This window comes from Halobacterium sp. CBA1132 (genome assembly GCF_001485535.1).
Taxonomy (GTDB): Archaea; Halobacteriota; Halobacteria; order Halobacteriales; family Halobacteriaceae; genus Halobacterium.
Genome location: NZ_BCMZ01000001.1, coordinates 1,659,198 through 1,682,892 on the forward strand (window position 1 = coordinate 1,659,198; position 23,695 = coordinate 1,682,892).

Genomic DNA, 23,695 nt, shown 5'->3' on the forward strand with positions numbered 1-23,695 from the left:
TCTACTGCTGCTTTTTCCGGACGCAACGTTCGTAGCGACGGCGTTCGCTCGCGGTTCGACAGAAGGGCTCGTCGCCGAACGCGACACCCGGTAGGTTCTCCCGTCGGAAGCCCCACGGTGGTGCATGGACTGCGTCGTCTGTAACAGAACTGGCACGACGTACCGGCTCGTGGACGAGAGCGCACAACCGCTGGGCGTCTGCGAGCAGTGCGTCGCCGAACACCTCACGAGCGCAGCCGACGACGCGTGCGTCTACTGCGCGAATTCGGGCGACTACGACCTCGTAGAAGACACGAGCGCGGTCGTGGCGTCCGAGTCGCAGGCCGAACGCGTGGTCGTGACGCCGGGCGTCGTCTGTCGCAACCACGTCGGCGACCTCCGCCGCGAGAACGTGTGAGCGCCGTCAGTCGTCGGCGGGCGCGGCCGGGACGTCGATAGCGCCATTGTCGAGGTCGGCTTCGACGTTGCGCGCGGCTTCCACGAGGTTCGCCATCTTCTCGTAGGCGACCTCCCTCGGGAGGAGTTTCACGCCGCAATCGGGGCTGACCGTGAGCCGCTCCGGCGGGACGACTTCCAGTCCCTTCCGGATGTTGGCCTCGATCTGCTCGACGGACTCCACTTCGGCGACGTGGGCGTCGACGACGCCGAGCGCGAGGTCCTTCGAGAACTCGGGGTCGGTGAACACGTCGAGTTGCTCGTAGTCGCCGTTCGCGAGTTCGAGGTCGAACTCGTCGACCGGGAACTCCAGTATCTCGGGGTAGATGCGGGAGTAGTCGCCGTAGCAGACGTGGAGACCGATGCGGACGTCGTCGGGGATGCCGGCGGCGATGCGTTCGAGGCACTCGCCGACGATGGCGTGGTCGTCCGGGGTCGTCGCGAGCGCGGGTTCGTCGATCTGGATGTAGCGCGCGCCGGCGTCGACGAGCTTCTCGATCTCCTCGTTGACGAGGTCAGCGAGGTCGTACGCGAGGTCGTCGTCGCCGTCGTAGGCCTCGTTGAAACTCCAGGACGCGAGCGTGTATGGCCCCGTAATCGGGACTTTCACGGGGCTGTCCGCGACGCTGGCGGTGAACTCGTACTCGTCGACGAGCCACGACTCGTCGTAGGCGACGTCGCTGACGACGCTGGGCTTGTCGAAGTAGTTGTGGCCCCACACTTTGACGGGGCCGTTGAACTCGTAGCCCTCGATGCGGTCGGCGAAGAACTCCACCATCTCGTTGCGTCGCATCTCGCCGTCCACGACGACGTCGAGGCCGGCGCGCTCGTGCTCCTCGGTGATGAGGCGGGCGGCGTCGTCCTCGGCTTCGGCGAGCTCGTCGTCGCCGAAGTCCGCGTCGGGGTCTTCGAACAGGTCGTTCGCGCGGTCGAGCCACTTCGGCTTCGGGTAGGAGCCGACGACGGTCGTCAGGAGGAAGTGGTCGTTGTCGTGGCCGTCGGGGCGGAACTGCTCGCGGTTCGAGCTCATGCTGTCACCTCGCGGGTGGCGTCGGCGAGCGCCTGTAGTTTCTGCTCGAAGCGGTTCACCGGCAGGTAGAACAGGCCGGTGTTGGCGGTCACGTACGCGTCGTCGAATTCGATGGCGTCCGGCACCGAGTCGCGGAACCAGTCGACGCGCTCGCGGATGGTCTCCGGGGATTCGACGAGCGTGTTCTGCCCGTCGACGACGCCCAGCGCGACGGAGTCTTTGGTGCCGTACTCGGTGACGTTGTAGAGGTTGTCCTCGTGGCTCGTGACGAAGTCGTAGCCGATGGCGTCGACGCCGGCGTCGAGGAGGTGGGCGTGGACTTTCTCTTCGAGGGCGCCCCAGTACGTGTGCGCGACGACGTCGGCGTCGGCCGCCTGTGCGACGGTGTCGATGGCGTCGCTGGCGCGCTCGTCCTCGCCCTCTTCGGGCGGGTCCGTGACCAGCGACGGTTCGAGGACGAAGACGGTCTCGACGTCGGGGAACGCCTCGACCTCGCCGGCGAGGAAGTCGGCGACGGCGGCGAGGAACTGCTCGTCGTCGCCGTAGTAGTCGTCGGTCGCGAGTTCCGACAGCGAGTACGGGCCGGGGACGACGGCCTGCAGGTCGTCAGTGAGCTCGCTTGCGGCTTCGAGGTCCGCAGCGAGGTCACCGGAGAACGTGAGTTCGCCCTGGACGATGGGGTCGCGGTAGAAGTTGTTGTTGTCGTAATAGCGGACGATGCCGCCCGTCTCGACGTTCTCGTGGACGGTCAGGGGGTGGGCGAGCATGTCGTCCCACCGCGCTTGTCCTTCGACGACGCGGTTGAGGCCGGCGTCGCGCTGGAGGGCGACGAGTTCCTCGCGGACGTCGTCGTAGGCGGCTTCGATTTCGGGGGCCTCGTCGCCGCTGACGAGGTCGTGCTTCTGGTGGCCCTTGAGGTCCGACAACGTCTCTTTGGCGTCGTCGGGGAGGGGGAACAGGCCGGGTGTTGTCGCGATTCGGTTCATACCCGTCGCTACGCAATGCCCCTGTTTAATATTTGCTGTCGAGGGATATGTCCTTCAGTTATTCCAGAGTTTGAGGACGGTCAGCGTCTCGAAGGAGTGCGACTCCTCGCGGACGGCCGCCGCGGAGAACCCGCACTCGCCGGCGTACTCCACGACCTCCTCGACGCCCGTCAGCGTGCTCACCAGCACCAACACGAACCCGTCGGGCGCGAGTACGCGGCCCACGCTGTCGAGGAACGACTCCACGACTTCTCGACCGGTCTCCCCGCCCGACAGCGCGACCTCCATCCAGTCGTCCCGGGCGGCGTCCTCGTCCCGCGGCAGGTACGGCGGATTGAACAACACCACGTCGAAGGCGTCCTCGCGGAACGGCGCGACGAGGTCCGCCCGAACCACGGGCACGCCGCGATCCCGAGCCTGCGCGCACGCGAAGGGGTTCAAGTCCGACCCGACGACCTCCGCGCCGGCCTCGTCGGCGACTGTCGCCGCCACGTACCCCGAGCCGGTGCCGACATCCAGCACGCGCGCTCGCGGGCCAATCTCCGCTACCGCGGCCTTCGCGAGCAGCAGCGAGTCCTCGGCAGGCTGGTAGACCGTCGTCTCCGTGCCGCGTCGGTCGGCGAGCCCGTCACTCATCGTCGTCCTCCACGCGACGGACCGCCGACGGCGGCTCCTCGTCGCTTCTGGTGTCGGCCGGCGGCTGGTCGCGCACGTGGAACCCGCCGGTCTCCGCGCGCCCGGAGACCTCCCGCTGCGGGAACGGGATCTTCATTCCCGCCTCGTCGAAGGCCGACTTCACCGCGGAGATGACCGCGGTCTGGGCGCGCCACTTCCGGCGCGCGCTCGGCTTGTCGATCCAGAACCGCAAGTCCAGCACGACCGCCGAGTCGCCGAACTCCTTCAACACGACCTGCGGCCGTGGCACGGTCAGGATGTCCTCGACGTCGCCCATCGCCTCCTTCGCGAGGTCCATCGCCTCGTCGACGTCGGCCGTGTAGTCGACGCCGACCTCCACGTGGATGCGAAGCCGGCCCTTCCGCGAGCGGTTCACGACCTCGTCGGATCCCACGAGGTCGTTGGGCAACATCACGTACTCGCCGTCGAACGTCTGCAAGCGCGTGTTCACGATAGTGATGTCCGTGACGATGCCGTCCTTGTCGCCGATTTTCACCCAGTCCCCGATTTCGAACGGCCGCGAGAACATCAACACGAGCCCCGCGATGACCGCGCCAAGCGTCTGCCGGGCGGCCATCCCGAGCACGATGCCGGCGAACCCCGCCCCGATGAGCAGGCCGCCGAGCTCGATGCCCCAGAGGTTGAGGACGATGACTAACGCGATGACGTACACCGAAATCTGGATGATGCGGTACGTGATTTCGGCTTGGTGGTCGCTGATGCCCTCCGTGCGCTTGACGAATCGGCTGACAGCGCGGTGGAGGACGCCGGTGCCGACGTAGACGCCGACGAGGAACATCACGGAGAGGAACGCGCGGACGAGCATCGTCGCCTGCACTTGGAAGCTCGCGACAGCCGCCCACGCCACGGTCTCGGCGTCCCACGCGACGACAACGACGACGGTCGTCGCGACGACCACGAGGAGCGCACCGAGGGCTGCGACGACAGTAGAGAGTCGCGAGTCGCGGCGCGCGGACTGCTGGCGGGAGAACAGAATCGCGGCGACGAGCGCGCCCATCGACAGCGCCGTCACGACCACGCGCTCGACCGTCGAGAGGTCGTTCACCGCGACGTCCACGAACTCCGGCGCGCTCACGGTGTGTTCCCCTCCTGAATGCCGAGCGCGACGTTCGCCAGCGCCGCGAACGTCCCCGGCGCGAGGTCACCGGGCCGCTTCGAGAGCACGGCCTCCTCGACAGCGTCGACGACCGCGTCCGGGTCGTCCAGCCCCGAGATGTGGCCGGTGTTCCGGATGGCGTTGCGCACGGTCTTGCGGCGCTGCGTGAACAGCGCCTTCACGAAGTCGAAGAAGAACTGCTCGTCGGCGACCTCGTAGTCGGGTTCGCGGGGCGTCAACCGGACGACCGCGCTCTCGACGCGGGGCTGTGGCTCGAACGCTTCCGGGGGAACCGTCTCGACGAGTTCGACGTCGGCGTAGTGCTGGGTGGCGACCGAGAGCCGACCGTAGTCGCTCGTCCCGGGTTCGGCGGCCATCCGCTCGGCGAACTCCAGTTGGTACATCAACACCGCTGGCTCGTGCTCGGGCAGCAGCCGGAACGTGACCCCGCTGGAGACGCCGTACGGGAGATTCGAGATACAGCAAGTGTAGTCGGGGAGGTCCACGTCGAGGGCGTCACCCTGCACGACGGTGAGACGGCCGGCGTCGATTTCGTCGCTGAACTCCTCGCGGAGGAACTGGGCGTACCCGCGGTCGCGCTCGACGGTTGTCACGTGGTCTGCGTGTTCGAGCAGTCGGTCAGTGAGCGCGCCCGTCCCCGCGCCGATTTCGAGGACGTGCGAGCGGTCGAACGACTCGGCGTACGTCGGAATCCGGTCGAGGACGCGGTCGTCGACGAGGAAGTGCTGGTCGCGCTCGGGGTCGGGGCGGCCGGCGCGACGAATCAACGCGTCCGGGTCCCGCGAATCAGTCATTGCCGGGTGTATCCGCCGGCGTTCCCTAAAGCCTACCTTCTGTGGGGCCGCTCACTCGCCCACGAAGTTCTGGTACTTCAGGTCGTCTTCGGTCATCTCGTCGAGGATGCGCTCGACGATGATCTCCTCGGGGTTGTGGAGGCCGTCGACGCGCTCCTCGATGTCCGCGAAGCTCTCGAAGGGGCCGTTGCGCTTGCGCTCGTCGAGGATGTTGTCGCGGAGTTTGTCGCCGATGCCCGGCAGGAGGTTCAACTGGTGGAGGCGCAGGGAGATGGGCTGGGCGTCGTTGTAGAAGTCCACGAAGCGCTGCTCGTTGGCTTCCACGACGTCCTCGACGACGTAGTCCAGTTCCGAGCGCGCGCCGTCCGAGAGGTCGTCGTAGTCGACGACGTGGCCGCGCTCGATGCCGTCCTCGAAGTCCGGGCGGATGCGCACTCGGTCCAGAATGGAGATATCCGCGTCCGGTTCGAGACTCAGTTCGTAGAGGACGAACCGGTCAGTAGAGACGGCGTACGCGAGCGGGCCGTCCCCGTAGCCGCGACCGCCGTTCGAGCGGCCGTGCGCGAGGAAGTCGAGGACGACGGCACGCTCTTCGTCCGTCGAAGACGAATCACTCATACGAACCGCTACGCCCAGCCGACACTTAAACGGTCGGCCACTCGGGACGAGTTAGGCGTACTTCGCGACGACGTCGAGAATGTCGTCGAGTTCGTCGCCGGAGAGCGCGTACCGCTCCTGTGCGAACACCGCGCGCAGTTCCGTGCGGGTTCGCGGGAGGAGGTCGGTAATCTTGTACGCGACGGCTTCGTCGCTGACGTGTTCGAGCGCGAGCAGGTCGTCGACGAGTTCGCCGGACTCCTCGGGTTCGAGGACGGCGAACCGATTGACGTGCTCGACCGCGCGCGCCAGCTCGAAGCGGAGTTCGCGGTCCTCGTCGGCGGCGCGCTCGGCTTCGACGTCCGTCAGCAGCTCCTTCGCCTCGGAGACGGTGAGGAACTCCTCGTCGAGCGTTTCCTTGAAGATGGTCATGCTAGTCCTGCTGTGCGCGGAGGTGGGCTGCCTTCGCGATGACGACCTTCTCCTTGCCGTTGTCGTTGATCTGGACCTTGAACGCCTCGCCCTGCTTCCCGACGACTTCGCCGGTGAGCCCGTCGAATCGAGCGTGGAAGCGGCCCTTCGCCGTGCTCGGGTCGGTTTTGAGGTGGACTTTCTGTCCTTCGTCGAACTCGGCGATGGCGCGCTGGGGCGGGGACGTGCCGCGGTCGCGGGGGTCGTTCGAGAGCTTCTCGCGCGTGCTGTTGAGGGGTCCGTTGGAGCTCGGCATAGTCGTACGCACGATTACTCCCGTCGCGGTTATAAAACGCACGTTACGTGCGTGGGTGAGCGAAGCGAACCCACGTTTCTGCGAACGGCGAACGAAGTGAGCCGTGAGCAGCGTGAACGAACGACCACACGTCGATGCGAGCAGCACGGCCGGCGCCGACGCACTCAAGTCGACCTGTGCGTTAGTCACTGGTAATGCGAGTACGGGACTGGGAGGACATCGTTTCGGACGTCGTGGAGTCGAACGCGGACCCGCAGGGGTGGCGCGCGCTCGCCGGCGACCGCGAGTCCGGCGTCGGCGAGGACTTCTATTTGGGCCACCCGTCACAGGGCGTCTACCACTTGAAGACGTACGCGAAGAACCCCTTCGAGGTTCGCGGCGTGGGGGCGCGGGTCGCGCGGAAGGTCGACGACGGGCTGTCGCAGTACCTCCCGGACGACGACAGCGGCCGCTTCGCCGTCCGGCAGGCCGTCGAAGACGAGGACGAGGCCGAGGACCGCGCGAGCAAACTCGAACAGGTAGTGCGGGCGCACGCGGACGCGCCGACGACGCCCGACGACTTCTTCGACGACGTGATGGACGCCTTAGAGAGTCCGGCGTTCGGGCCGATGGAGTACGACCCGTACGGGCGACCGGACGCGATGGACGACCTCAGCGACGAGTTCGCGGACGCCGAGGAGCTACTCGACGCGGAACTCGACGACATCGTCGAGGAGGACGACGTCGGCCGCGGCTTCCGCTAGGCCTCGAACAGCGGCGCGAGTTCGCCCTCGTAGCACGGCTGACAGACGTAGTAGTCGACGACGCCGTCGTCGGTTTTGGTGTTGATGGTGGCGTGGACAGCGTGGTCGAGGCCCACGTCGTCCCCGCAGACGCCACAGGTAGCTGGCATGGCATCACCTAGTCGGACAACGGGGCTGCCGGAACGTATATCTGCGGGCGGAGGAGGAGCGCGTTAGTCGTCGCTGGACTTCGAGACGACTTCCGCGTCGGGTTTGCGGTTTTTGACGTCGTCGACCATCGTCCCGACGTCGACTCGCTTCTCGCCGACGACCGCGCCGACGAGCGCGCCGACGCCTGCGGCCGTGCTGGCGGCGTTGCGGCTGACGATACCGCCGAGTGCGCCGCCGACGGCGGCGCCGATAGCTGCGTACTTCGCACGACTGAACACTCGCTTGAGTCGGCTCATACCAGACAGTTGGACGCGGAGACGGAAAACCTACTCGGCAGTTCCGTCGGACGCCGCCGGGACGCGCGCGAGCCACTGCCGGGGCGCGTCCAGTTCTGCGTCTGTCGGGAGGTACTCGGGCGCGTCCCAGACGCGGCTGGCGCCGACGAGGCCGCGCTCGGCGGCGACCGCGTCGAAGAACTCGCGGCCGCGCTCGTACTGCTCGCGCTTGAGTTGGAGGCCGAGCGCGCGCTTGACGAGGTTCGTCACCGGGCTGCCGCCCTGCCGGCGCGCGTCGAGTTTCGCGCGCAAGTCGGCGTACTCGCCGTCGAACGCCTCGTCCATCAGCAGTTCCGCGTACCCCTCGACGGCGGTCATCGCGACGTGTAACTCCTCGAACGCCTCGCGCCGAATCTCACCCTCAGAGAGTGCATCGACGCCGGCTTCGAGGCGGTCTTCGAGGTGGTCGGCGAGCCACGGCGCGGCACCGAACTCGGCGGCGTGGGTGACCTCGTGGAACGCGATCCAGCGGCGGAACCGCGGGAACGCGACGTCGAGGCTGTCCGCGGCGCTGACGACGTTCGGGTGAACGAAGTACAGCGCGTGGTCGGACGTGTCGGCCAGCAGGAGCGGGTCGTACTGGCCGAGGACGTGCCGGGAGACGAACGCGAGCGCGCCCGCTGTGGTCGCGGTGTTCAGCGACCGCGCGACGCCGGGGAGGTAGGTCGCGCGCTCGTTCAGCGGTTCGAACGCGCGTCGGAACGTCCGGACGTTGGCGTCGACCCAGTGGTGGCGGTTCTGAATCTCGACGGTCTCGGGGATGTCGAAGTCGAGTCCGGAGACCGAGCGGAGTTCTCGCCGGGCGTCTCGGACGTCGGCGGCGTACGCCTCGGCGTCCGCTTCGGAGAGGTCGAGGTCGCCGGGGTCGGTGGCGGCTTTCGCGGCGTCGGCGACGGCGTTCCAGTCGACGGCGCCGTCACCGCTCGCGCCCGCGACGGCGCGCGCACTGTCGAGAAGCGTCATAGGGGAAGTCGGCGACGAACGGGCAAAGCCCTTCTGCCGGGCGCAGACTACTCGTCGAGTTCGACGTCTTCGTCGTCGCTGCCGCGGCGCTTCCAGCCGACAACCGCGCCGAGCGCGACGAGTACGACGAGCGCGACGACCGCGCCCAGTCCTGCGGAGCTACCCTGCTCTGGTTCGGCGTCGTCCTCCCAGCCGGCGCTCTCGACGTCCTCGTCCGCGGCTTCGTCGTCTGCCTCGGTTTCGAGCGCCGACGCCTCGCTGGCGTCCGTAATCAGCGACGGGGCGAAGTCGAACTCCGATTCGTGGAAGTGTACTTCGATGAGACTCATACGAGACAGTTCGCCGAGAAGCCATATATCCGTTGTGGGGTCCGCACGTCGCTCCCGGAGGATTCTTGTCCGCGGCTTCGACAGAGGGCGTATGGACGAGACGCGAGACGCCTTCCTGCGCCGCCTGCTCGACGCGCCCAGTCCCTCCGGGTTCGAGACGGCGGGCCAGCGCGTGTGGGTCGACTACGTCGCGGAGTTCGCCGACGACGTTCGCACGGACGCCTACGGGAACGCAGTGGCCGTCTACGACGGCGGCGACACCGAAGTCGCGTTCGCCGGCCACGCCGACGAACTCGGGTTCGTCGTGACCGCCATCACGGACGACGGCTTCCTGCGCGTGCGGCCGCTGGGCGGCGTCGACCGCTCGGTCACGCAGGGCACGCAGGTCGCAGTCCACACGGGCGATGGCACGGTCAACGGCGTCGTCGGGCAGACTGCGATTCACCTCCGGGACGCCGGCGACGACGAGCCCGCGGACGTCACCGAGCAGCACGTCGACGTCGGCGCCGAGGACGGCGAACACGCCCGCGAACTCGTGGCGGTCGGCGACCCGGCGACGCTGGCGGCGGGCGTCCACGACCTCGCTGGGACGCGCATCGCGGGCCGCGGCCTCGACAACCGCACGGGGTCGTGGGTCGCCGCGGAGGCGCTCCGCCGGGCCGCCGAGCGCGGCGCGGACTGCACGGTGTACGCGGTCAACACGGTCCAAGAGGAACTCGGGACGCGGGGCGCGAGCATGGTGGCGTTCGACCTCGACCCGGACGTCGCGCTCGTCGTCGACGTCACGCACGCCGCCGACAATCCGTCGTATCCCAGCGACCACGCCAGCGAGGTCGAACTGGGCGGCGGGCCGACCGTGACTCGCGGCGGGTCCAGCCACCCCGAGGTGACACAGGCAGTCCGAGAAGCGGGGGACGCCGAAGGCGTCGACGTGCAGGTCGAGGCGATGTCCACAACCACGGGGACGGACGCAGACACGTTCTTCCGGGCGCGCAGCGGCATCCCGACGGCCGCTATCGGCATCCCGAATCGGTACATGCACACGCCCGCAGAGGTTGTCGACACCGAGGACGTGGAGGACGCCGCGGACCTGCTGGCGGCGTTCGCGGTCCGCGAGGCCGACCGGGAGTCGTTCGCCGTCGACGTGTGAGCGACGAGGAGCGTCGCTGGCGCTGGTCGTCGCGGTCCGGTACGCTTATAGACGCGACACGCCCCGGTTGGTGTATGAGCGGCCGACCACTCGACGTACTCGAGGAGTCCCTGGAGGAGACCGTCACAGTCAGACTCAAGGACGGCGAAGAGTTCACAGGCGTCCTCACGGGCTACGACCAGCACATGAACATCGTGCTGGAGGGCGAAGACACAACGATTATCCGTGGCGACAACGTCGTCACTATCAAACCATGACGGGAGCTGGGACCCCGAGCCAAGGGAAGAAGAACACGACGACGCACACGAAGTGCCGTCGCTGCGGCGAGAAGTCTTACCACACGAAGAAGAAGGTCTGTTCGAGCTGTGGCTTCGGCAAGTCCGCGAAGCGCCGAGGCTACAACTGGCAGGGCAAGACCGGCGACAACTAACGACGCGGTTTCTCCTGCGTTTCTCCCGACTCCGTAGCGACGCGGCCGTTTCGCTCTCGTGTTCTATACCGGTTTTGTACGTCACCAAGTAGCTGCTAGTGCAGTCGGATTCGGCGGTTGGTTCGTAACACCACCCACACACCAAATTAGCACGTTCGTGCATACAATCCGGGCGTGTCACGGCGAGTTCGACACGGTTGCGGAAGTTTTACCCTGCCTGCCGGGGTAGGAGGCTCCATGTCACCCGGGCGCGAGGACGGCCCCGAGTTCGACCATCCCACAGAGAAGTGCGGCGTCGTCGGCGTCTCCCTCGCGGAGCGCGACGCCGCCTTCCCGACGTACTACGCGCTGTACGCGCTCCAACACCGCGGTCAGGAATCCGCCGGTATCGTCACCCACGACGGCTTCCAGCAACACCAACACGTCGAGATGGGGCTCGTCGGCGACGCCTTCGACGAGTCCGACATCGAGGAACTCGTCGGGAGCGCCGGCATCGGTCACGTGCGCTACCCGACCGCGGGCAGCGTCGACAAGTCCTGCGCACAGCCGTTCTCCGTCTCGTTCAAGGGCGGCGCGCTCGGGCTCAGCCACAACGGCAACCTCGTCAACGCCGACGAGATTCGCGACGACCTCGCCAGCAGCGGGCACGCGTTCACCAGCGACGGCGACACGGAGGTCATCGCGCACGACCTCGCGCGCAACCTCCTCGACGAGGACCTCGTCGCCGCCGTCGAGACGACGATGAACCGCGTGCACGGGTCGTACTCGCTGACCATCATGCACGACGACACCGTCCTCGGCGTGCGCGACCCGCTGGGCAACCGCCCGCTCGTCATCGGGGAACTGGACGACGGCTACGTGCTCGCCAGCGAATCCGCGGCCATCGACACGCTCGGCGGCGACCTCGTTCGCGACGTCCGCCCCGGCGAGCTAGTCGTCCTCCACGAGGACGGCGAGGGTTTCGACTCCCACCAACTGGTCGAAGCCGACAACACCGCCAACTGCTTTTTCGAGTACGTCTACTTCGCGCGCCCGGACTCCGTCATCGACGACGAACTCGTCTACGAGGTGCGACGCGAACTCGGCCGCCAGCTCTGGGCGGAGAACGGCGTCGACACGGACGTCGTGATGCCCGTCCCGGACTCCGGCCGGGCGTTCGCGTCCGGCTACGCCGAGGCCGGGCAGGCCGACGGCGCCACCGTGGAGTTCGCGGAGGGCCTGATGAAGAACCGGTACGTCGGGCGCACGTTCATCATGCCCACGCAGGAGGCCCGCGAGCAGGCCGTCCGCCTCAAACTCAACCCCATCAAGTCCACCGTCGAGGGCCGCACGGTCACCGTCATCGACGACTCCATCGTGCGCGGCACCACGAGCAGCCAACTGGTCGACTTGCTCCGGGAGGCGGGCGCCGAAGAAGTCCACGTACGCATCGGCGCACCGCCGATTAGCGCGCCCTGCTACATGGGCATCGACATGGCGGACCGCGACGAGCTCATCGCCGCCGACAAGACAGCCGACGAAATCGCCGAGCAGATCGGCGCGGACAGCCTCTCGTACCTCTCCTTGGACGCCGTCACGACCGCAATCGGTCGGTCGCAGGCGGACCTCTGTACGGGCTGTGTGACCGGCGAGTACCCCTACGACATCGCGGGTGAAGCCGCCGACCGCGACATCGACCGGCCGGTCGAAGCGCCCGCCGACGACTGAAGCCTGCATCGTCGGGCACGGACGTCCAGCAGCCGTCAGTAGAGAACGTACAGCAGGAGGTAGACGACGATGCCGAGCGCGAACGACACCAGCCACAGCGACGCCGCGACGCGGCCGACCTTGGCGTGGTTCGTCTCGGGAATCTCGTGAATCTCGCGGGTGGCCGCGAGCAACAGCGCGTAGTAGACGAGCGGAATCGAGACCATCGCCAGCGCCATGTGAACCACGAGAATCGGGAGGTAGACGAACGTGTAGACGGTCTCCGGCCCGGCGAAACCCGTGGTTCCCTCGACGACGATGCGGTAGAGGTAGCACGCGAGGAAGGCCGCGAACAGCAGCGTCGACGTCAGCATCGCGGCCTTGTGTCGTTCGACGTTCCCGTTGCGAATCGCGCGCCACCCGACGGTGATGGTGACGATGGCGGCCGCGCTCAGGACGGCGTTCAGCGTCGGGAGCGCGTGGAGGACTGCGTCGGGCGCGTGCGGCACCGCGGACGCGGGGACGAACCCGCGAACGACGGCGATTACGAGTGCCAGCGACGCCACCGAGAGCACCGCGGTCAGCGAGCGAACGTGGCGCCGCGCGAACCCGTCTGTCATGGCCGGCGGTTCGGACGCGCGCCCCATAGCGGTTTCCGTGTCGGCGACTCGCAGGCGACGGCCAAATCGTAGGGGTTTTAATCGGGCGGTGGGTACGATGGGTTGCAAACGCACGTAGCGAGCGTGGGTAGCCAAGCTAGGTCAAAGGCGCAGCGTTGAGGGCGCTGTCCTGTAGAGGTTCGCCGGTTCAAATCCGGTCCCACGCATCGCTCGGGCGGCGTGACCCGCCGCCGAAGCCGAGACGGTTCACCCGTCGAGGCCGACGCGATGCACGGTGATTTCCCTCTGGGACATCACCCACGCAACACTCCTGCTGACCCAACTTCGAACAGCGACGGTTCTATTCAGCGGAAATCGGTGACAGCGACACGCAGCGACGCGTTCGCACGAGGAGAGTCAGTTGTCGGTTTCGAGGTCGTCGATGGCGTCGTCGAGGCCGTGCTCGCGGGTGGCGTCGGCAACGTAGTCGGCGACGTCGCGTTCGTCGGCTGCTTCGACGCGCCGGGAGTCGTCGTCGCGCTGGGGTTCGGTAATCGTGTCCGTGCCGGTGACGTCGACGAACAGGGACGCGAAGTGCCCGTCAGTCGTCTGCGACATTGGTCTGCGTGGAGAGGGAGTCGGCGAACGTCGCGGACGGTTCGGTGTCGGCGTGGTCGACGGTCAGAGAGACGCCGTCACCGTCGACGGAGAGAGTGACGTCCTCGATGCCGCAGTCGTACTCGCTGACGTGCTTGCCGGAGCGGCGCACGCGCAGCGACTCATCGAGGAGGCCCGCGTCCGCGAGGATGTCGACCTTGCGGTAGGCCGTCGACTGCGGGAGGTCACACGCCTCCGAGATTTCGCCGACCGTCATGGTGTCCTCGCGGGTGGCTTCCAGAATCGTCCGGCAGTCAGTGTCGTCGAGCGCGTCGAGGACGTGCTGGACGTCCTCGGTGTCGGTGTGCGTGGTGGGTGCGTCGTCGCGGTCGGTGCGGATGCCGGCGGGGAGCTGACTCTGACTCATATTTCGTAGAATGCACTCCGGGGGGAGGAGTTGGCAGCCCCTCTATCGAGGGGGGTTTAAGTACGACCCGCGGAACGGCCGGCTCGCGACCCGCCGACGGAACTCAAGAGCCTTCTTCGAGCACGTCAGCGAAGAGTTTGCGCTGGGCGGCTGTGAGGTGTTCGGTGAGCGTGGACGGCGTGATGTCGAGTTCGGCGGCGACGTCGGTGGCGTTGGCGTCGCGGGGCTGCGCGAAGTAGCCCATGTCGTAGGCGGTCTGGAGCACTTCGAGTTGGCGCTCGGTGAGTTTCCCGCGGTCGACGAACACCGAGTCGCGGGGGGCGCCGCCGGTCGGCGCCCGCACGAGGCGCTGGATGTCGACATCGTGGTAGCGGTCGCGGAACTCCCCGACGATGGTTTGGAGTTGGTCGAAGCTCTCGGCGTGGAAGACGACTTCGAGGTCGCCGGCGTGCGCGAAAAAGCGGTCGACGGGCGTCTCGAACTCGCCCAGACAGACGCAGGGGCAGTCCGCGTCGGCGTCGTGGGTGACCCGGTAGAGGTGGCGGTCGGCGTACTCGAACACCGGGTCGTCGTAGTCGTCAGGGACGGCGTCGGCGTCCACGAGGAACTCCGTGACGCAGGCCGCGGATTCGGCGGTCGCGACGCTCGTGGAGACGTCGCTGATGGTGGTGTTCGCGCGCTCGGAGAGGTCGGCGACGGGGCAGACCGCGGGCGCGGGGAACTCGACGGTGACCCGAATCCCGCCAGACATTGAGAGGGGGTTGGCCGGCTCCACACTTGAGCGTGCGGGTCTGCCGCGAGAAGTGGAGTGGCCCGGGAGAGAAGCAGCGAGCGGTCAGTCGTGGCGCTCGGAGAGCTCGATGTGGCGCCCGCTGATGGTGTCGGCGCGCAGTTCGTACAGTTTGATGTCGAGGTCGGGCTTGGACTCGCCCCAGATTTCGAACAGCGGGCGCTTGGCGTCGCCGTACTGTTCGACGTGCTCAACGGTCATCTCGTCGCGCGGAATCTCGGTGAGCGTGCCGGTGACGACGACGCTCTGGTACGTGGGTTCGTCCTCCTCGTAGACGACGAGGCGGGCGTCGGGGTTCGAGGAGAGGAACTCGCGTTTCTCGCTGTCCGGCGTGGAGACCAGACGGAGGTAGAACGTGCGGTCGTCGGTGTCGTAGCCGTACGAGATGGGGATGGCGTACGGGTCGTCGTCGCGGGCGAGTGAGAGTACGCCGGTTTCGTGGCGGCCGAGGAGCGCGTCCGTGTCCGACCGCGTCATCTCGGTCTGCTTCTCCAGGGCCATCGTAGACATGTCGGGGTTGTTCGGCAGTATCTTTATAGTTGCCTATCTGGAGTGCGTAGACCGCGAAAACGCGTGCGGGCGCGTACGCCAGCCAGTGAGGGGGTGGCGTCGAGGAGGCTACTCGGGAGCGTCGACGGGAGAGAACGCCGCGGTGGTCACCGAGGCCCCGCAGACGACGCACCCGTTCTCCACGAGGGCGTCCCGCATCGCGGGGTTGACCTCCATGGACTCCCCGCAACTCGGGCAGACGAAGGTGAACTCCTCACTGGCGGTCATCGCTACCTGAGCGTATGCTCGCTCCGGGTAAATGAACCCCCCTGTTTCCAAACGTCTGAGAACAACTCCGGGGCCGCCCGGCGGTCAGCGGAATCGGCTCGTCATCCCCGAGATACGGCGTTTCAGGGCGTCTAACCGACGGCCGACGGAAGGAGTGGGGATCGCGCCCGACTGGGCGGCGTCGGGGAGCGCGGCGCGGACGTGGTGGCGGACAACGACGAGGGTCGCGGCGACGACGAGCACCGGGAAGCCGGCGAGCGCGACGGCCGAGAGCGGTTCGACCGACGGCGACACCTGCGCGCCGAGCCCGTACGCGACGTAGACGCAGCCGACGAGCACGGCGACGGTGGCGGCCGCGACGGCGAATCCGAGACGGCGCGTGCGGGTGGCGAGGTGCGTGCAGAACGCTTCGACTTTCCCCGCGACGTGGGTGGCGGCGTCACCGGACGACTCTGTCGTGCCCGCGCGCCGGACGGCAGCGGCCTGTTCGCGCGTGAACGCGGCGAGTCCGGGCCGTGGCGCGACGGCCGCGTGGACGGCGACGCCCGCTGCAATCGCGGTGCCGACAGCGACCGCAGCGACGCCCGCGCTCACCGGTCCCGTGAGGACGAGTCGGGAGCCGTCCGGCGGGCGGAAGATTGCGACGACGGCGAGCGTCGCGGCCAGCAGGAACGCCGCGAGGCCGAGCACCCGCCACGCGACCGCGTGGACGCTGTCGAGCGCGTCGAGGTGCGCGTCGAGGACGGTGTCGGTGCCGGTGAGCGGGGGCGCACCCGACTCGAAGCGCTCGGGGTCGGGCCGGCGGTCTCCGGGCGTCCCGTCGGGCGGCACGTCGAACGCGAGCGGGTTCGCGACGGCGTCCTCGACGAGTCGCGCAGGTGTCGTGTACGCCGCGCGGAGGTCCGCCGCAACCCCTTCTGGCAGCCGGTACAGCGAGTCGTCGCGGCGCGCGTCGTCCATCCCCAGCGAGAGCAGCGACACGTGGTCGAGGGCGGGCTGGACGTTCGTGAGCGTGACGAGGCCCCACTCGCCGGCGGGCGATTCGATGTCCGTGTACCGGGCGACCTCGCTGCTGTCCGCGGTGGTCGACCAGACTTGGCCGACGCAGCGCAGGCCGAACTCGCGGTGGAAGAAGACGTAGTCGCCGCGGTCGAGGTCGGCGAGGACGTCCGTGTCGCGGGTCGCCCACGCCCGCGTGTCGGCGAGGCTGCGGAGGAGGTCCGAGACCGCCGGCGGCTCCGCGGCGGTCGCGTACCCCTCCCCGAAGGCGTCGGTGAGGTCCTCGCTGTGCAGGGAGGCGAGGTAGACGCTGTCGGCGAAGTCGGCTGGCATACGGGAGCGCTAACGCCCCGGCTACTTATACTGTCCCCCGCGGGATTCTCCGCGTTTCCGGCCGGCAAGCGGGGTATTAAAATGGTGGCACCTCCATACGGCAGGGTATGCCGAAGTATTCGACCGGCGGCGCCAGCGGCGGCGGGGGCGGACAGACCTGCGAGCTCTGCGGGTCGATGTCCGACTCCCTCCGCACGGCAGACGTCGCGGGGGCGGAGCTCACCGTCTGCCCCGACTGCGCGAGCAGCCACGACGAGAGCCCCGACCGGAGTCCCGACGAGGACCAGGAACGCAAGAAGCAGGCCGCGCAGAACACGGCGCGCGCGCTCGACCAGGCGACCGGCGACTCCAGTCACTGGGAGGAGAACGGGACGGACTACGACCGCGACCAGCTCCCGTACCTCGTCTCGGACTACGGCGAGCGCGTCGTTCGCGCGCGACAGGAGGCCGGCCTCCAGCGCGAGGAACTCGCGGAGGAACTCGACATCGAGGAGTCGGACTTGCTGGCCGTCGAGCAGGGTCGCGCGACGCAGGCGAGCGTCGGCGGGTCGGTCGTCGCGGCGCTGGAGGAGCGCCTCGACGTGGAGCTCAGCGACGAGTAGCGTCTCCGGTCGGAGCCGCGGCCGGGAATCAGTCATCTTTTTTCAGGTGAGACGCGTTGGTAGCGTATGGACCTCTCCGCCGAGCAGCGCCAGATTCGGGACGCCGTCCGGGAGTTCGCGACCGAGGAAATTCGCCCGACTGCGGCCGACGCCGACCGCGAGCAGGAATTCCCCGAGGATGTCTGGGACGGCCTCGGCGAGATGGGGATGACCGCGATGACCGTCCCGGAGGCGTACGGCGGCCTCGACGTGGACAGCCTCACGTACAGCGTGGTCAACGAGGAGGTCGCGTACGGCGCGCTGTCGGTCGCGACCGCGCTCTCCGTACACTGCCTGGCCACGTCGTGCATCGCGGAGTTCGGCGGCGACGACCTCAAGTCCGAGTGGCTGCCGGAGATGGCCGACGGCCGGCCCGTGGGCGCGTTCGCGCTCTCGGAACCCGAGGCCGGGTCGAACCCCGCGCAGATGACTACCGAAGCCGTCCGCGACGGCGACGAGTACGTGCTGAACGGGAAGAAGCAGTGGATTACGAACGGGCAGCGGTCGGGCGTCGCCATCGTGTTCGCGAAGGTGGACGGCGACGACGACAAGATAACCCAGTTCCTCGTGCCCAAGGACACCGACGGCGTCGAGGTTGGGAAGAAAGAGGACAAACTCGGGCTGCGCGCCAGCGACACCACCGCGTTGCTGTTCGACGACTGCCGGATTCCCGCGGAGTACCGACTCACCGAGGAGGGACGAGGGATGTCGGCGGCGCTGCACATCCTGACCGGCGGACGCATCGGCATCGCGTCGCAGGCAGTCGGACTCGCGCAGGCCGGCCTCGACGCGGCGCTGTCGTACGCCGACGAGCGCGAGCAGTTCGACAAGCCGCTCTCGGACATCCAGACGATTCGGCACAAGCTCGCGGACATGGAGACGCAGACGCAGGCCGCGCGGCTGCTCGCTCGCGACGCCGCTCGGCGGGTCGACGACGGCGAGGACCACCGCGGCGCGGCGGCGAAAGCGAAGTACTTCGCGAGCGAGGCAGCCGTCGACGTCACCAACGAGGCCGTCCAGATTCACGGCGGCTACGGCTACACCACGGACTTCGACGTGGAGCGGTTCTACCGGGACTCGAAGATCACGACCATCTACGAGGGTACTTCCGAGATTCAGAAGGAAGTCATCGCGCGCGACCTGCTGGACTGAGCCCCGACCACCGAAGTTCCTAACACCCGGCGCGGTCAACGTTTCGCCGTGACTGACTACGAGGCAGTGGTCTACGACCTCGACGGGACGCTCGTCCGACTCGCCGTCGACTGGGCGGTCGTCGAGCGCGAGGTCGCCGACCGACTGCGCGAGGCTGGCGTCGACCCCAGCGCGTACGACATGTGGGAGATGCTGGACGCCGCCGAAGACGCGGGCGTCGGGGCCGACGTCGACGAACTCATTGCGAGCCACGAACGCGACGGCGCGACCCGCGCGGAGCGGCTGTCGAGCGCGGACGAACTCGCGGGCCTCGACGTGCCGACGGCAGTCTGCTCGCTGAACTGCGAGGCCGCCTGCCGGACCGCGCTCGGGCGCCACGACCTCCTCGATTCGTTCCGCGTGGTCGCGGGCCGCGACACGGTGCCCGCACGAAAACCCGACCCACGGGCGCTGACGTGGGTGCTGGACGAACTCGGCGTCGCGCCCGAAGACGCGCTGTTCGTCGGCGACTCGGCCTCGGACGAAGTGACTGCCGAGCGCGCGGGCGCGGCGTTCCGCTGGGTGTAGCTACTCGTCGGCGTTCCGGCGCGCGTACCAGTACGTCGCCAGCGCGGTGAGCAGCCAGACGACCGCGCCGACGCGCACCGCGAACGAGACGCGTGACGCCCACGACGGCAGCGTGTAGAACAGCGAGAGGGCGACGACGGTGGGCGCGCCGACGACGATAGTGAGCACGAACGTCGTCTGCATCACCCAGCCGTAGTCGACGCCCTCGGGGTCGGTCTCCTCCTGTAGCTCCGGCACACGCGAGAGCACGGTGGCCCCCGGCATAACTTCCCCGTTGTGCGGCCCGGTTCGCGTACGTTTATCACGACGCCGACGCGACCACGAAGTATGCCGACCGTCCGAGACGTCCGCCGGAACGCGGGCGACGAGCCGATAACGATGTTGACCGCGTACGACGCCCCGACCGCCAGCGTCGTCGACGACGCGGGCGTCGACGTGATTCTCGTCGGCGACAGCATGGGCAACGCGAAACTCGGCTACGACACCACGCTCCCCGTGACTGTCGACGAGGTCGCGAGCGCGACCGGCGCGGTGTCGCGAGTCACCGAGGACGCCGTCGTCGTCGCGGACATGCCGTTCCTGAGCTTCGGGGTCGACGACAGCGAGAGCATCGAGCACTGCGGCCGGATGCTCAAGGAGGCGAACGCCGACGCCGTGAAACTGGAGAGCGGCCCGCACACGGTCGAACTCACCGACCGCCTGACGGACCTCGGGATTCCCGTGATGGCCCACCTCGGGCTGACCCCCCAGCACGTGAACCAACTGGGCGGGTACTTCCGGCAGGGCACCGACCAGAGCGCCGCCGAGCGAATGCTCGACCTCGCGCGCGAGCACGAGGACGCGGGCGCATTCTCGCTCGTACTCGAACACGTCCCGGCGAACGTCGCCGGCGACATCACGGAGTCGCTCGACGTGCCGACCATCGGCATCGGCGCCGGCCCGGACACCGACGGACAGGTGCTCGTCGCCGACGACGCAATCGGGCTCTCCGAGCGCAGTCCGCCGTTCGCCGAGCAGTTCGGAGACGTCAGAGCCGAAATGGAGTCCGCCGTCGAGGCGTACGTCGACGCCGTGGAGAGCGGGGAGTTCCCGGCCGACGAGCACAGTCACGTCGAAGACGACGTGGACTCGTTGTACTAGAGGCCGCGGTCGTCGAGGAACGCGGAGAGTTCGTCGTCGAACGCCTCGGCCGCTTCCAGCATCGAGAGGTGGGCGGCCTCCGGGACGGTTGTCCACGCCCCGTCTTGCACGTGTTCTGCGACGTACTCGTGGTACTGTGGCGGCGTGAGCCGGTCGTTCTCTCCGGTGAGCGCGAGCACCGGCGTAGCGATTTCGTCGAGGCGGTCGCGAACGTCGAATGTGTGACAGGATAGGAAGTCGCGTTCGACCACTTCCCGGCCGGCCGCGCGCATCGCGGCCTTGGACACCTCGACTTCGCGCTCGTCGGGGTCGTCGAAGAGCATGTCGTCGCGGTGGAGGAACTCGACGGCCCGGTCGAAGCCGCCGTCTTCGCCGGCCAGCCAGTCGCGGAGTTCGTCCAGCACGGAGAGCTTCGCGCCGGAGCCAGCGAGCACGAGCGCGTCGGCGTCGAAATCCCCGAGGACGGCGGTGAGCGCGACTGCACCCCCGAGGCTGTTCCCAGCGAGCACGCCTGCGCCAACCTCGTCGGCGACCGCTCGCACGTCCGCGACGTAGGCTTCGAGCGTGTCGGGGCCAGGGTCGGTGTCAACGTCGTCGCTCTCGCCGTGGCCGCCGAGGTCGACGGCAGCGACGGGGCGCTCGCGCGAGAGGCGGGCTAGCTGTGACTTCCAGACCGCGTGTGTGCCGCCGCTGCCGTGGACGCAGAGCAGCGGCGCGCCGTCGCCCCCGCGGTCCTCGAGGCGGTAGGCGGTCGCGCGGCCGTCGTGGGTGACCGTCTGCATGGTTGCGGCGAGGTCGACCAGCGCCAAAACACCTACGGCGGTGTGAACCGCAATTCCACCTGAAGCAGAATTCGCCCACCGTCCCCCACCAACCGTAGAAACACTTATAAGCTAGGAAGGATAACTATAGGTTAGTCAAATGAATCCGAACACCATCACCGAGCAACTCGGCGCTCCGGCCCGGCGGTTCGACTACGGCGACGAGACGGTACTCGTCGCTGACCTCGGCCCCGGCGAGGACGACGGCGTCTCCGTGGACGTCGTCGACGACACGGTGCTCGTCGTCGTGGACGGCGACGAACCCGCCCAACACGAATTCGACGTTCCGGAGGGCGCGGTCGCGAAAGCGCTTATCAACAACGGCGTCGTCACTGTCGAGGTGCAACAATGAAACTCACGGTCAAGCCGCTCAAGCAGAAGGACGCAGGCCGCGGATTGGCCGCCATCGACCGCGCGGCGATGGAGGAACTCGACCTCGAGAACGGCGACTACGTCGTCCTCAACAGCGACCAAGGCCGTGCCGTCGCGCGAGTCTGGCCCGGCTACCCCGAGGACGAGGGCGAGGGCATCGTCCGCATCGACGGCCGGCTCCGCCAGCAGGCCGACGTCGGCATCGACGACGCCGTCGCCGTCGAACCTGCGGACATCAAACCCGCGACCGCCGTCACAGTCGCGCTCCCACAGAACCTCCGCGTTCGCGGTGACATCACGCCGATGGTGCGCGACCGCCTGAGCGGCCGCCCCGTCACGACCGGCCAGACCATCCCCATCTCCTTCGGCTTCGGCGGGATGAGCACGGTCTCCGGCCAGCAGATTCCCGTCAAAATCGCCGACACGGACCCCGAGGGAACGGTCGTCGTGAGCAACGACACCGACATCCAGGTGTCCGAGCAGCCCGCCGAGGAAATCGCCTCGGGCGGGCCCGCCGGCGAAGGCGGTGACAGCACGCCGAACGTCGCCTACGAGGACATCGGCGGCCTCGACCGCGAACTCGAACAGGTCCGGGAGATGATAGAACTCCCGATGCGCCACCCCGAACTGTTCCAGCAGCTCGGCATCGAGCCGCCGAAAGGCGTGCTCCTGCACGGCCCGCCCGGAACCGGGAAGACGCTCATCGCGAAGGCCGTCGCCAACGAAATCGACGCGCACTTCCAGACCATCTCCGGCCCCGAAATCATGTCGAAGTACTACGGGGAGAGCGAGGAGAAGCTCCGCGAAGTCTTCGACGAGGCCGAGGAGAACGCGCCCGCAATCGTCTTCATCGACGAAATCGACTCCATCGCGCCCAAGCGCGGCGAAACGCAGGGCGACGTCGAGCGCCGCGTCGTCGCGCAGCTGTTGAGCCTTATGGACGGCCTCGAAGAGCGCGGTGACGTCACCGTCATCGCGGCGACGAACCGCGTCGACGCCATCGACCCCGCGCTCCGCCGCGGCGGTCGCTTCGACCGCGAAATCGAAATCGGCGTCCCCGACCAGGACGGCCGCCGTGAGATTCTGCAAGTCCACACCCGCGGCATGCCGCTGGCCGACGGCGTCGACATCGAGGCGTTCGCGGAGTCCACGCACGGCTTCGTCGGCGCCGACATCGAGAGCCTCGCGAAGGAAGCCGCGATGAACGCGCTCCGGCGCATCCGCCCGGACATCGACCTCGAATCCGACGAGATCGACGCCGAGCTACTGGAGTCCATCCGCGTCACCGAGAAGGACTTCAAGAACGCGCTGAAGGGCATCGAGCCCTCCGCGCTCCGCGAAGTCTTCGTGGAAGTCCCGGACATCACGTGGGACCAAGTCGGCGGCCTCGAAGGCACCAAAGAACGCCTCCGCGAGACCATCCAGTGGCCCCTCGACTACCCGGACGTCTTCGAGTCCATGGACCTCCAGTCCGCGAAGGGCGTGCTGCTGTACGGCCCGCCCGGAACCGGGAAGACGCTCATGGCGAAAGCCGTCGCAAACGAGGCCAACTCGAACTTCATCTCCGTGAAGGGCCCCGAACTCCTCAACAAGTACGTCGGGGAGTCCGAGAAGGGCGTCCGCGAGGTCTTCGAGAAGGCGCGCGCGAACGCCCCGACGGTGGTGTTCTTCGACGAAATCGACTCCATCGCCGGCGAACGCGGCTCCAACATGGGCGACTCCGGCGTCGGCGAACGCGTCGTCAGCCAACTGCTCACGGAACTGGACGGCATCGAGGAGCTCGAAGACGTCGTGGTCGTCGCGACCACGAACCGGCCCGACCTCATCGACAGCGCGCTGCTGCGCCCGGGTCGCCTCGACCGCCACATCCACGTGCCCGTGCCCGACGAGGAAGCGCGCCGCGCCATCCTCGACGTCCACACGCGCAACAAGCCGCTGGCCGACGACGTCGACCTCGACCACCTCGCCGCGAAGACCCAGGACTTCGTCGGCGCCGACATCGAAGCGCTCGTCCGCGAAGCCACGATGAACGCCACCCGCGAGTTCATCAACTCCGTCAACCCCGAGGACGCCGCCGAATCCGTCGGCAACGTCCGCATCACCGCCGACCACTTCGAGGAAGCCCTCGAAGACATCACGCCGAGCGTCGACGAAGACGTCCGCGAACAGTACGAAGAACTCGAACAGAAATTCGAGAAAGCAGCCACCCCCGACGAGGAAGAACCCTCCGCCCCCGGGGCGTTCCAATAGTACCTTCTTGCTGCGCTAAAAAGCGCTCCCCGCTCCCGTCGCGCGGGAGGCGCGCGGTGGTC

The 23,695-nt window shown here is 67.9% G+C and carries 33 protein-coding genes and 1 tRNA gene; 13 read left to right on the top strand and 21 right to left on the bottom strand.

Annotated features, from left to right (window positions below):
* Positions 1 to 124: 124 nt before the first annotated feature.
* Positions 125 to 397: a hypothetical protein gene (locus AVZ66_RS08640; RefSeq protein WP_058983680.1), complete on the top strand. Its 273-nt coding sequence runs from the start codon at positions 125 to 127 to the stop codon at positions 395 to 397.
* Between the two features lie 6 nt (positions 398 to 403).
* On the opposite strand, the gene AVZ66_RS08645 is transcribed toward AVZ66_RS08640, so the two are convergent.
* From AVZ66_RS08645 to AVZ66_RS08680, 8 genes are read right to left on the bottom strand one after another with little or no spacing between them, the layout of a single operon-like run.
* Positions 404 to 1,465, bottom strand: coding sequence for a methionine synthase (locus AVZ66_RS08645; RefSeq protein ID WP_058983681.1), 1,062 nt, complete (start codon positions 1,463 to 1,465; stop codon positions 404 to 406).
* Positions 1,462 to 2,451 carry a 5-methyltetrahydropteroyltriglutamate--homocysteine methyltransferase gene (locus AVZ66_RS08650; RefSeq protein WP_058983682.1) on the bottom strand — a complete coding sequence of 330 codons (990 nt, stop codon included), beginning with the start codon at positions 2,449 to 2,451 and terminating at the stop codon, positions 1,462 to 1,464. The genes AVZ66_RS08645 and AVZ66_RS08650 overlap by 4 nt, the downstream gene beginning before the upstream one ends.
* 54 nt (positions 2,452 to 2,505) lie before the next feature.
* Positions 2,506 to 3,087 (bottom strand): HemK2/MTQ2 family protein methyltransferase, encoded by a 582-nt coding sequence (locus tag AVZ66_RS08655; protein WP_058983683.1) that lies wholly within the window; start codon positions 3,085 to 3,087, stop codon positions 2,506 to 2,508.
* Entirely contained in the window at positions 3,080 to 4,222 is a 1,143-nt protein-coding gene (locus tag AVZ66_RS08660) for a mechanosensitive ion channel family protein (RefSeq protein WP_231727096.1), read from the bottom strand. The genes AVZ66_RS08655 and AVZ66_RS08660 overlap by 8 nt, the downstream gene beginning before the upstream one ends.
* Positions 4,219 to 5,058: a 16S ribosomal RNA methyltransferase A gene (locus tag AVZ66_RS08665; RefSeq protein ID WP_058983684.1), complete on the bottom strand. Its 840-nt coding sequence runs from the start codon at positions 5,056 to 5,058 to the stop codon at positions 4,219 to 4,221. Before AVZ66_RS08665 ends, AVZ66_RS08660 begins: the two co-directional genes overlap by 4 nt.
* Positions 5,059 to 5,109: 51 nt before the next feature.
* Entirely contained in the window at positions 5,110 to 5,676 is a 567-nt protein-coding gene (locus AVZ66_RS08670) for a DUF655 domain-containing protein (protein WP_058983685.1), read from the bottom strand.
* 51 nt (positions 5,677 to 5,727) lie between these two features.
* Complete coding sequence (locus tag AVZ66_RS08675; RefSeq protein ID WP_058983686.1) at positions 5,728 to 6,087, bottom strand: RNA polymerase Rpb4 family protein; 360 nt, start codon at positions 6,085 to 6,087, stop codon at positions 5,728 to 5,730.
* A gap of 1 nt (position 6,088) precedes the next feature.
* The gene (locus AVZ66_RS08680; RefSeq protein WP_058983687.1) at positions 6,089 to 6,382 is read right to left on the bottom strand and encodes a 50S ribosomal protein L21e; all 294 of its coding nucleotides are present in this window, start codon (positions 6,380 to 6,382) and stop codon (positions 6,089 to 6,091) included.
* Between the two features lie 194 nt (positions 6,383 to 6,576).
* On the opposite strand from AVZ66_RS08680, the gene AVZ66_RS08685 reads away from it, so the two are divergent.
* Complete coding sequence (locus AVZ66_RS08685) at positions 6,577 to 7,125, top strand: hypothetical protein (RefSeq protein WP_058983688.1); 549 nt, start codon at positions 6,577 to 6,579, stop codon at positions 7,123 to 7,125.
* Here AVZ66_RS08685 and AVZ66_RS16610 read toward each other — a convergent pair.
* The 4 genes from AVZ66_RS16610 to AVZ66_RS08700 form a co-directional block, all read right to left on the bottom strand.
* Positions 7,122 to 7,274, bottom strand: coding sequence for a hypothetical protein (locus tag AVZ66_RS16610; RefSeq protein WP_197407744.1), 153 nt, complete (start codon positions 7,272 to 7,274; stop codon positions 7,122 to 7,124). The two genes, AVZ66_RS08685 and AVZ66_RS16610, sit on opposite strands and share 4 nt — an antisense overlap.
* A gap of 63 nt (positions 7,275 to 7,337) precedes the next feature.
* Entirely contained in the window at positions 7,338 to 7,571 is a 234-nt protein-coding gene (locus tag AVZ66_RS08690; protein ID WP_058983689.1) for a glycine zipper 2TM domain-containing protein, read from the bottom strand.
* 30 nt (positions 7,572 to 7,601) lie between these two features.
* The gene (locus AVZ66_RS08695; RefSeq protein WP_058983690.1) at positions 7,602 to 8,573 is read right to left on the bottom strand and encodes a zinc-dependent metalloprotease; all 972 of its coding nucleotides are present in this window, start codon (positions 8,571 to 8,573) and stop codon (positions 7,602 to 7,604) included.
* 47 nt (positions 8,574 to 8,620) lie between these two features.
* Positions 8,621 to 8,902 (bottom strand): hypothetical protein, encoded by a 282-nt coding sequence (locus tag AVZ66_RS08700; RefSeq protein WP_058983691.1) that lies wholly within the window; start codon positions 8,900 to 8,902, stop codon positions 8,621 to 8,623.
* 91 nt (positions 8,903 to 8,993) lie between these two features.
* Between AVZ66_RS08700 and AVZ66_RS08705 the strand changes: the two genes are divergently transcribed.
* The 4 genes from AVZ66_RS08705 to purF all read left to right on the top strand — a co-directional run bounded on the left by AVZ66_RS08705 (position 8,994) and on the right by purF (position 12,189).
* Positions 8,994 to 10,052: a M20/M25/M40 family metallo-hydrolase gene (locus AVZ66_RS08705; RefSeq protein ID WP_058983692.1), complete on the top strand. Its 1,059-nt coding sequence runs from the start codon at positions 8,994 to 8,996 to the stop codon at positions 10,050 to 10,052.
* Positions 10,053 to 10,126: 74 nt separating this feature from the next.
* Entirely contained in the window at positions 10,127 to 10,309 is a 183-nt protein-coding gene (locus AVZ66_RS08710) for an LSM domain-containing protein (RefSeq protein ID WP_058983693.1), read from the top strand.
* Positions 10,306 to 10,482: a 50S ribosomal protein L37e gene (locus AVZ66_RS08715; protein ID WP_058983694.1), complete on the top strand. Its 177-nt coding sequence runs from the start codon at positions 10,306 to 10,308 to the stop codon at positions 10,480 to 10,482. Before AVZ66_RS08710 ends, AVZ66_RS08715 begins: the two co-directional genes overlap by 4 nt.
* Positions 10,483 to 10,719: 237 nt before the next feature.
* Positions 10,720 to 12,189, top strand: a complete 1,470-nt coding sequence (purF, locus tag AVZ66_RS08720; RefSeq protein ID WP_058983695.1) for an amidophosphoribosyltransferase — start codon at positions 10,720 to 10,722, stop codon at positions 12,187 to 12,189.
* Between the two features lie 35 nt (positions 12,190 to 12,224).
* Here purF and AVZ66_RS08725 read toward each other — a convergent pair whose 3' ends face one another.
* On the bottom strand, positions 12,225 to 12,788 hold the full coding sequence (locus tag AVZ66_RS08725; protein WP_058984689.1) for a DUF420 domain-containing protein: 564 nt from the start codon (positions 12,786 to 12,788) through the stop codon (positions 12,225 to 12,227).
* Positions 12,789 to 12,909: 121 nt separating this feature from the next.
* On the opposite strand from AVZ66_RS08725, the gene AVZ66_RS08730 reads away from it, so the two are divergent.
* Positions 12,910 to 12,994 (top strand) — tRNA-Leu (locus AVZ66_RS08730).
* Positions 12,995 to 13,184: 190 nt separating this feature from the next.
* Here AVZ66_RS08730 and AVZ66_RS08735 read toward each other — a convergent pair.
* From AVZ66_RS08735 to AVZ66_RS08755, 6 genes are all read right to left on the bottom strand, one after another.
* Complete coding sequence (locus tag AVZ66_RS08735; protein WP_058983696.1) at positions 13,185 to 13,385, bottom strand: hypothetical protein; 201 nt, start codon at positions 13,383 to 13,385, stop codon at positions 13,185 to 13,187.
* On the bottom strand, positions 13,369 to 13,791 hold the full coding sequence (locus AVZ66_RS08740) for a helix-turn-helix domain-containing protein (RefSeq protein ID WP_082678818.1): 423 nt from the start codon (positions 13,789 to 13,791) through the stop codon (positions 13,369 to 13,371). The genes AVZ66_RS08735 and AVZ66_RS08740 overlap by 17 nt, the downstream gene beginning before the upstream one ends.
* 103 nt (positions 13,792 to 13,894) lie before the next feature.
* Positions 13,895 to 14,542 (bottom strand): helix-turn-helix domain-containing protein, encoded by a 648-nt coding sequence (locus AVZ66_RS08745; protein WP_058984691.1) that lies wholly within the window; start codon positions 14,540 to 14,542, stop codon positions 13,895 to 13,897.
* Between the two features lie 84 nt (positions 14,543 to 14,626).
* Positions 14,627 to 15,082: a pyridoxamine 5'-phosphate oxidase family protein gene (locus AVZ66_RS08750; RefSeq protein WP_058983697.1), complete on the bottom strand. Its 456-nt coding sequence runs from the start codon at positions 15,080 to 15,082 to the stop codon at positions 14,627 to 14,629.
* Between the two features lie 117 nt (positions 15,083 to 15,199).
* Complete coding sequence (locus tag AVZ66_RS16615; protein ID WP_197407745.1) at positions 15,200 to 15,358, bottom strand: hypothetical protein; 159 nt, start codon at positions 15,356 to 15,358, stop codon at positions 15,200 to 15,202.
* A gap of 84 nt (positions 15,359 to 15,442) precedes the next feature.
* Positions 15,443 to 16,690 (bottom strand): hypothetical protein, encoded by a 1,248-nt coding sequence (locus tag AVZ66_RS08755; protein WP_058983698.1) that lies wholly within the window; start codon positions 16,688 to 16,690, stop codon positions 15,443 to 15,445.
* Between the two features lie 107 nt (positions 16,691 to 16,797).
* Here AVZ66_RS08755 and AVZ66_RS08760 point away from each other — a divergent pair, with 107 nt between their 5' ends.
* The 3 genes from AVZ66_RS08760 to AVZ66_RS08770 all read left to right on the top strand — a co-directional run bounded on the left by AVZ66_RS08760 (position 16,798) and on the right by AVZ66_RS08770 (position 19,050).
* Entirely contained in the window at positions 16,798 to 17,292 is a 495-nt protein-coding gene (locus tag AVZ66_RS08760) for a multiprotein-bridging factor 1 family protein (protein WP_058983699.1), read from the top strand.
* A gap of 66 nt (positions 17,293 to 17,358) precedes the next feature.
* Entirely contained in the window at positions 17,359 to 18,483 is a 1,125-nt protein-coding gene (locus AVZ66_RS08765) for an acyl-CoA dehydrogenase family protein (RefSeq protein WP_058983700.1), read from the top strand.
* Between the two features lie 48 nt (positions 18,484 to 18,531).
* The gene (locus tag AVZ66_RS08770; RefSeq protein ID WP_058983701.1) at positions 18,532 to 19,050 is read left to right on the top strand and encodes an HAD family hydrolase; all 519 of its coding nucleotides are present in this window, start codon (positions 18,532 to 18,534) and stop codon (positions 19,048 to 19,050) included.
* Here AVZ66_RS08770 and AVZ66_RS08775 read toward each other — a convergent pair whose 3' ends face one another.
* The gene (locus AVZ66_RS08775; protein WP_058983702.1) at positions 19,051 to 19,287 is read right to left on the bottom strand and encodes a DUF5822 domain-containing protein; all 237 of its coding nucleotides are present in this window, start codon (positions 19,285 to 19,287) and stop codon (positions 19,051 to 19,053) included.
* A 90-nt stretch (positions 19,288 to 19,377) separates the two neighbouring features.
* Here AVZ66_RS08775 and panB point away from each other — a divergent pair, with 90 nt between their 5' ends.
* Complete coding sequence (gene panB / locus AVZ66_RS08780) at positions 19,378 to 20,190, top strand: 3-methyl-2-oxobutanoate hydroxymethyltransferase (RefSeq protein WP_058983703.1); 813 nt, start codon at positions 19,378 to 19,380, stop codon at positions 20,188 to 20,190.
* Here the strand turns inward: panB and AVZ66_RS08785 are convergent.
* The gene (locus tag AVZ66_RS08785) at positions 20,187 to 20,972 is read right to left on the bottom strand and encodes an alpha/beta fold hydrolase (RefSeq protein WP_058983704.1); all 786 of its coding nucleotides are present in this window, start codon (positions 20,970 to 20,972) and stop codon (positions 20,187 to 20,189) included. The two genes, panB and AVZ66_RS08785, sit on opposite strands and share 4 nt — an antisense overlap.
* A 139-nt stretch (positions 20,973 to 21,111) precedes the next feature.
* Between AVZ66_RS08785 and AVZ66_RS08790 the strand changes: the two genes are divergently transcribed.
* On the top strand, positions 21,112 to 21,363 hold the full coding sequence (locus AVZ66_RS08790; RefSeq protein WP_058983705.1) for a hypothetical protein: 252 nt from the start codon (positions 21,112 to 21,114) through the stop codon (positions 21,361 to 21,363).
* Entirely contained in the window at positions 21,360 to 23,633 is a 2,274-nt protein-coding gene (locus AVZ66_RS08795; protein WP_058983706.1) for a CDC48 family AAA ATPase, read from the top strand. The genes AVZ66_RS08790 and AVZ66_RS08795 overlap by 4 nt, the downstream gene beginning before the upstream one ends.
* Positions 23,634 to 23,695: the final 62 nt, after the last annotated feature.

What these genes read in the sequence shown, in the direction of transcription:
- AVZ66_RS08725 (WP_058984689.1), bottom strand. Translation starts at nt 12,788, where the DNA reads ATGACAGACGGGTTCGCGCGGCGCCACGTTCGCTCGCTGACCGCGGTG.
- AVZ66_RS08745 (WP_058984691.1), bottom strand. Translation starts at nt 14,542, where the DNA reads ATGTCTGGCGGGATTCGGGTCACCGTCGAGTTCCCCGCGCCCGCGGTC.
- AVZ66_RS08690 (WP_058983689.1), bottom strand. Translation starts at nt 7,571, where the DNA reads ATGAGCCGACTCAAGCGAGTGTTCAGTCGTGCGAAGTACGCAGCTATC.
- AVZ66_RS08765 (WP_058983700.1), top strand. Translation starts at nt 17,359, where the DNA reads ATGGACCTCTCCGCCGAGCAGCGCCAGATTCGGGACGCCGTCCGGGAG.
- AVZ66_RS08680 (WP_058983687.1), bottom strand. Translation starts at nt 6,382, where the DNA reads ATGCCGAGCTCCAACGGACCCCTCAACAGCACGCGCGAGAAGCTCTCG.
- AVZ66_RS08670 (WP_058983685.1), bottom strand. Translation starts at nt 5,676, where the DNA reads ATGAGTGATTCGTCTTCGACGGACGAAGAGCGTGCCGTCGTCCTCGAC.
- AVZ66_RS08715 (WP_058983694.1), top strand. Translation starts at nt 10,306, where the DNA reads ATGACGGGAGCTGGGACCCCGAGCCAAGGGAAGAAGAACACGACGACG.
- AVZ66_RS08655 (WP_058983683.1), bottom strand. Translation starts at nt 3,087, where the DNA reads ATGAGTGACGGGCTCGCCGACCGACGCGGCACGGAGACGACGGTCTAC.
- AVZ66_RS08705 (WP_058983692.1), top strand. Translation starts at nt 8,994, where the DNA reads ATGGACGAGACGCGAGACGCCTTCCTGCGCCGCCTGCTCGACGCGCCC.
- AVZ66_RS08700 (WP_058983691.1), bottom strand. Translation starts at nt 8,902, where the DNA reads ATGAGTCTCATCGAAGTACACTTCCACGAATCGGAGTTCGACTTCGCC.
- AVZ66_RS08750 (WP_058983697.1), bottom strand. Translation starts at nt 15,082, where the DNA reads ATGGCCCTGGAGAAGCAGACCGAGATGACGCGGTCGGACACGGACGCG.
- AVZ66_RS08710 (WP_058983693.1), top strand. Translation starts at nt 10,127, where the DNA reads ATGAGCGGCCGACCACTCGACGTACTCGAGGAGTCCCTGGAGGAGACC.
- AVZ66_RS08790 (WP_058983705.1), top strand. Translation starts at nt 21,112, where the DNA reads ATGAATCCGAACACCATCACCGAGCAACTCGGCGCTCCGGCCCGGCGG.
- AVZ66_RS08645 (WP_058983681.1), bottom strand. Translation starts at nt 1,465, where the DNA reads ATGAGCTCGAACCGCGAGCAGTTCCGCCCCGACGGCCACGACAACGAC.
- AVZ66_RS08675 (WP_058983686.1), bottom strand. Translation starts at nt 6,087, where the DNA reads ATGACCATCTTCAAGGAAACGCTCGACGAGGAGTTCCTCACCGTCTCC.
- AVZ66_RS08665 (WP_058983684.1), bottom strand. Translation starts at nt 5,058, where the DNA reads ATGACTGATTCGCGGGACCCGGACGCGTTGATTCGTCGCGCCGGCCGC.
- AVZ66_RS08785 (WP_058983704.1), bottom strand. Translation starts at nt 20,972, where the DNA reads ATGCAGACGGTCACCCACGACGGCCGCGCGACCGCCTACCGCCTCGAG.
- AVZ66_RS08650 (WP_058983682.1), bottom strand. Translation starts at nt 2,451, where the DNA reads ATGAACCGAATCGCGACAACACCCGGCCTGTTCCCCCTCCCCGACGAC.
- AVZ66_RS16615 (WP_197407745.1), bottom strand. Translation starts at nt 15,358, where the DNA reads ATGACCGCCAGTGAGGAGTTCACCTTCGTCTGCCCGAGTTGCGGGGAG.
- purF (WP_058983695.1), top strand. Translation starts at nt 10,720, where the DNA reads ATGTCACCCGGGCGCGAGGACGGCCCCGAGTTCGACCATCCCACAGAG.
- AVZ66_RS08640 (WP_058983680.1), top strand. Translation starts at nt 125, where the DNA reads ATGGACTGCGTCGTCTGTAACAGAACTGGCACGACGTACCGGCTCGTG.
- AVZ66_RS08755 (WP_058983698.1), bottom strand. Translation starts at nt 16,690, where the DNA reads ATGCCAGCCGACTTCGCCGACAGCGTCTACCTCGCCTCCCTGCACAGC.
- AVZ66_RS08695 (WP_058983690.1), bottom strand. Translation starts at nt 8,573, where the DNA reads ATGACGCTTCTCGACAGTGCGCGCGCCGTCGCGGGCGCGAGCGGTGAC.
- AVZ66_RS16610 (WP_197407744.1), bottom strand. Translation starts at nt 7,274, where the DNA reads ATGCCAGCTACCTGTGGCGTCTGCGGGGACGACGTGGGCCTCGACCAC.
- AVZ66_RS08740 (WP_082678818.1), bottom strand. Translation starts at nt 13,791, where the DNA reads ATGAGTCAGAGTCAGCTCCCCGCCGGCATCCGCACCGACCGCGACGAC.
- AVZ66_RS08760 (WP_058983699.1), top strand. Translation starts at nt 16,798, where the DNA reads ATGCCGAAGTATTCGACCGGCGGCGCCAGCGGCGGCGGGGGCGGACAG.
- AVZ66_RS08795 (WP_058983706.1), top strand. Translation starts at nt 21,360, where the DNA reads ATGAAACTCACGGTCAAGCCGCTCAAGCAGAAGGACGCAGGCCGCGGA.
- AVZ66_RS08685 (WP_058983688.1), top strand. Translation starts at nt 6,577, where the DNA reads ATGCGAGTACGGGACTGGGAGGACATCGTTTCGGACGTCGTGGAGTCG.
- AVZ66_RS08735 (WP_058983696.1), bottom strand. Translation starts at nt 13,385, where the DNA reads ATGTCGCAGACGACTGACGGGCACTTCGCGTCCCTGTTCGTCGACGTC.
- panB (WP_058983703.1), top strand. Translation starts at nt 19,378, where the DNA reads ATGCCGACCGTCCGAGACGTCCGCCGGAACGCGGGCGACGAGCCGATA.